This window comes from Micromonospora sp. M51, from assembly GCF_018070305.1.
In the GTDB taxonomy this organism is placed as follows: Bacteria; Actinomycetota; Actinomycetes; order Mycobacteriales; family Micromonosporaceae; genus Micromonospora; species Micromonospora parva.
In genome coordinates this window covers 1-3,548 of record NZ_JAGPXZ010000653.1, presented here as the reverse complement: position 1 = coordinate 3,548, position 3,548 = coordinate 1, and the positions used below count along the sequence as shown (strand labels likewise).

Annotated in this window: 2 protein-coding genes; one reads left to right on the top strand and one right to left on the bottom strand. The window is 70.9% G+C overall.

What is annotated here, in order from left to right:
• The coding region (locus KBX53_RS26390) for a glycosyltransferase family 87 protein (protein WP_210862226.1) at positions 1 to 1,304 on the top strand (1,304 nt) is incomplete at its 5' end.
• A 131-nt stretch (positions 1,305 to 1,435) separates the two neighbouring features.
• On the opposite strand, the gene KBX53_RS26385 is transcribed toward KBX53_RS26390, so the two are convergent.
• Positions 1,436 to 3,548, bottom strand: a 2,113-nt coding sequence (locus KBX53_RS26385) for a hypothetical protein (protein ID WP_210862224.1), incomplete at its 5' end; no start/stop codon positions are given.

Genomic DNA, 3,548 nt, shown 5'->3' with positions numbered 1-3,548 from the left:
CGCTGCACTGGGTGCAGAAGTCGCCGTGTCAGGACGGCGCCTGGCAGAACAACGTCCAGTACACCCGGTTCTGCTACACCGACGTCCTCGCCCTCTACTACGCCGAAGGTCTCAACGAGGGCAAGGTGCCCTACCGTGACCACCCGGTGGAGTACCCGGTGCTGACCGGCTACTTCATGGGGGCACTGGGCCTGCCGGTGCACGCGATCGGTGACGGCGATCCGAGCATCAACCAGGGGCAGTGGTTCTACAACCTCAACGCGCTGGTGCTGGGCGCGCTCGCGGTGGCCACGGTGGCGGTGATCCTGGCACTGCGCCGCCGACGACCCTGGGACGCGGCGCTGTTCGCACTGGCCCCGGCGCTGGTGCTCACCGCCACCGTCAACTGGGACCTGCTCGCCATCGGGTTGGCCGCCTTCGGCCTGCTGGCCTGGGCCCGGAAACGACCGGCGGTGGCCGGCGTACTGCTCGGGCTGGCCGGCGCCGCGAAACTCTGGCCGCTGTTCCTGCTCGGGCCGATCCTCATCCTGGCGCTACGGGCCGACCGGGTCCGCGCCGCGCTCACCGCCATCGGTACGGCGGTCGCCGCCGTGGTGCTGGTGAACCTGCCGGCCGCCCGGGCGTACCCGGAGAACTGGGACCGGTTCTTCGAGCTGAACACCACCCGGCCGATCGACTGGGGCACGCTCTGGTACATCGGGCGCTACCTGGACGGCAAGGTCGGCAACGACCCCGCCCAGCTCGGCCCGTTCGAGTGGCTGAACGCCAACATCCCCACCCTCAACACCCTGTCGTACGCGCTGTTCGGGTTGGCCTGCCTCGGCGTGGCCGTGCTGGCGCTGCGGGCACCACGTCGACCGCGGCTGGCTCAGCTCGGCTTCCTGGTGGTGGCGGCGTTCCTCATCTTCAGCAAGGTCTGGTCGCAGCAGTTCGTCCTCTGGCTGCTTCCGCTGGTGGTGCTGGCCCGGCCGAAGTGGGGCGCGTTCCTGGCCTGGCAGATCGCCGAGGTCTGCTACTTCGTCGCCTTCTACGGCGAACTGCTCGGCGCGGCGACCAGCCGTCCGGTCTTCCCGGAGGGTGTGTTCGTGCTGGCCTCGACGTTGCGGCTGGCCACTGTGGTGGTGCTCTGCGGGTTTGTGGTGCGGGAGATCCTGCACCCCGAGCAGGACGCGGTGCGGGCCACCTACCCGGACGACCCGGACGGCGGCGTTCTCGACGGCGCACCAGACGCGCCCTGGACAGACCGGTGGCGCCGCAGAGAGACGAGCAGCGAACCGCAACCCGAGCCCGTCCCAACCACCTGACCCAGAGCCTGAAGGTCTACTACGGCCGGAACCACGTCAGGGTTTGCGGGGGAGCCCGCCCGGCGCAGGGATCAAGCCTGACCGCCCGGAGCCGGGCGGGATCCCCCCGCAAACCCCGCCCATGAAGAGCTTCAGAGCCGATAGACGACCGCGTCCCCGACCTCCTGCCGGCTGATGCCGAGCGACTCGACCGGGGCGTCAATGGTGATCTCCCACGGTGTGCCGGCGACCTGGTCGCGCAGCAGCACCACAGTGCGGACGCCGAGCGTGCGCAGGTAGTCGACGCTCGTCTGGTCCGGGAACGACTGGCTCACCCGACGGACGTCGTCGAGCTGGCGCGGCGTGAAGCCGCTACCACCGTTGACCACGTCGGGGAACCCGCTGGTCGACCAGAGCATCACGTGCTGGTCCAGGCTCTGATTGCTGGGCAGCACCAGCATCGGCCCTTCCGCCGAACGCATCGCCGCCGGCTGGGTCGGCACCACCGGATGCGGGGTGGTGTTCAGGCCCTCGACGGTGACCAGCAGCAGCGGCAGCAGGGTGGCCATCCGCAGCCACGGCCCTGGCCAGGACGGGATCCGTTGCGCGGTCAACTCGCGGACCCGGTCGGTGAGCGCGGTGACCGCGCCCGCCGCGAGCAGGGCGAGCAACAACGTGGTCCAGAGCATCAACCGCCCAGGGGTACGCAACCCGCTCCAGCCCGGCAGGTGCTCGAAGAGTGGCACGTAGGTGAAGGTGCCGTCGAAGAAGCGGGTGCCCATCGCGAAGGCCATCGTCACCAGCACCCCGACCAGCAGCAGCAGTCGCTGCCGCAGCCGCCAGACCGAGAAGAACAACCCACCTGCGGCGAGCGCGTAGAGCACGAAGCCCGGCAGGAGGGTCATCTCCGGGTGCCACGGCAGTGCCGCCCGGGCCCCCTCGTGCAGCCCACCCCAGATCCGCGACTCCGCGGGCGCCGTCACGAAGCCCGACGCCGGCGGCGAGAAGATGCTGATGTCGGCGATGGTGCGCTCGGCGTACGGGTGCAGCTCGGTCACCTTGTAGAACGGGAACGCCATCAACAGGCCGATACCGGCGAACAACACCCCGCCGAGCAGATCGGCGGTGAACAGCCGGCGACCGAACGGAACGGCCTGCCTGGTGCGCAGCCGCCGCGCGAAGAAGAGGACGGCAGCGACCAGCACCGTGCCGGCCAGGAAGTACGCGAACGGCAACCCGATGCCGAAGCCGAGGCTGAGCTGCCACGCCGCCACCAGCCAACCGGCGTAGACCCAGCCGTCATGCCGTCGCTCCGGCCGGTAACCGTGTCGGAGGGACCAACCGTGCCCGCGCGCCAACATCGCCAGTGCCAGCGGGATGCCCCCGTTGGAGAGCACGTGCAGGTGCCCGGCCTGGGCCAGCAGCCACGGCGCGTAGGTGTAACTCACACCGGCGACGGCGGCACCGATCCGGCCGGCCCCGAGCTGTCGGGCCAACGCGTACGCCCCGAGCGTGGCGAGCGCGTGCGCCAACACGAACATGATGTTGTAGCGCAGGATGGCGTCCTCGGGACCGCTGCCGAGCATGCCGGCCGGGGCGTACCCGAGCAGGGTGTCGGAGAACGCGAAGCTCCACAGCTCGGGGAAGAACGTGTTGGACTGCCACAGGCGCGCCGGGTCGGCCAGCAGGATGTGCCCGGACCAGGCCATCTGCCAGGCCTGCAGGCTGGGGTCCCAGTAGTCCTGCGGGAGGGTGTAGCGCGGATAGCGCAGCGTCGGCCAGGTCATCAGCACGGCCAGTGCCGTGGCGGCGAGGGTGGCCAGGGTCCACTCGTGGATCAGGAACCGACCGACGGCGCGGCCGGCCCTAGTGAAGATGGAGGGCCGTGGCTCCGGCGCGGAGGCGAACGCCTCCCAACGCTCCGGGCCGACGGGCTTCGCCTCGCCGTCGGCCTTGTCCGGACCGTCGGCGTCGTCACCCTTCGCGCCCTTGCCTGCGTCACCGCCCTTGGTCGCGCCGGTGTCCTTGGTCGTGGTGCTGTCCTTGGCGGTGCTGGCGCTGGTGGTGCTGCCGCCCTGGGCGGCGTCCTGCTTGGTGGCGGCCTTCGTGTCGCCGCGCCGGGCCGTGTCGCTGGCGGGACCGCTCGTCGCGGGGGCGGCCTCGGGGTCGCCACTCGGGGCGGCTCCACTGCCTGCACCGACGTCCGGCGGCGAGCCCGCGGTGGTCTCGGTGGCGGCCTTGTCGGAGGTACGAGCCGGGTCGGAG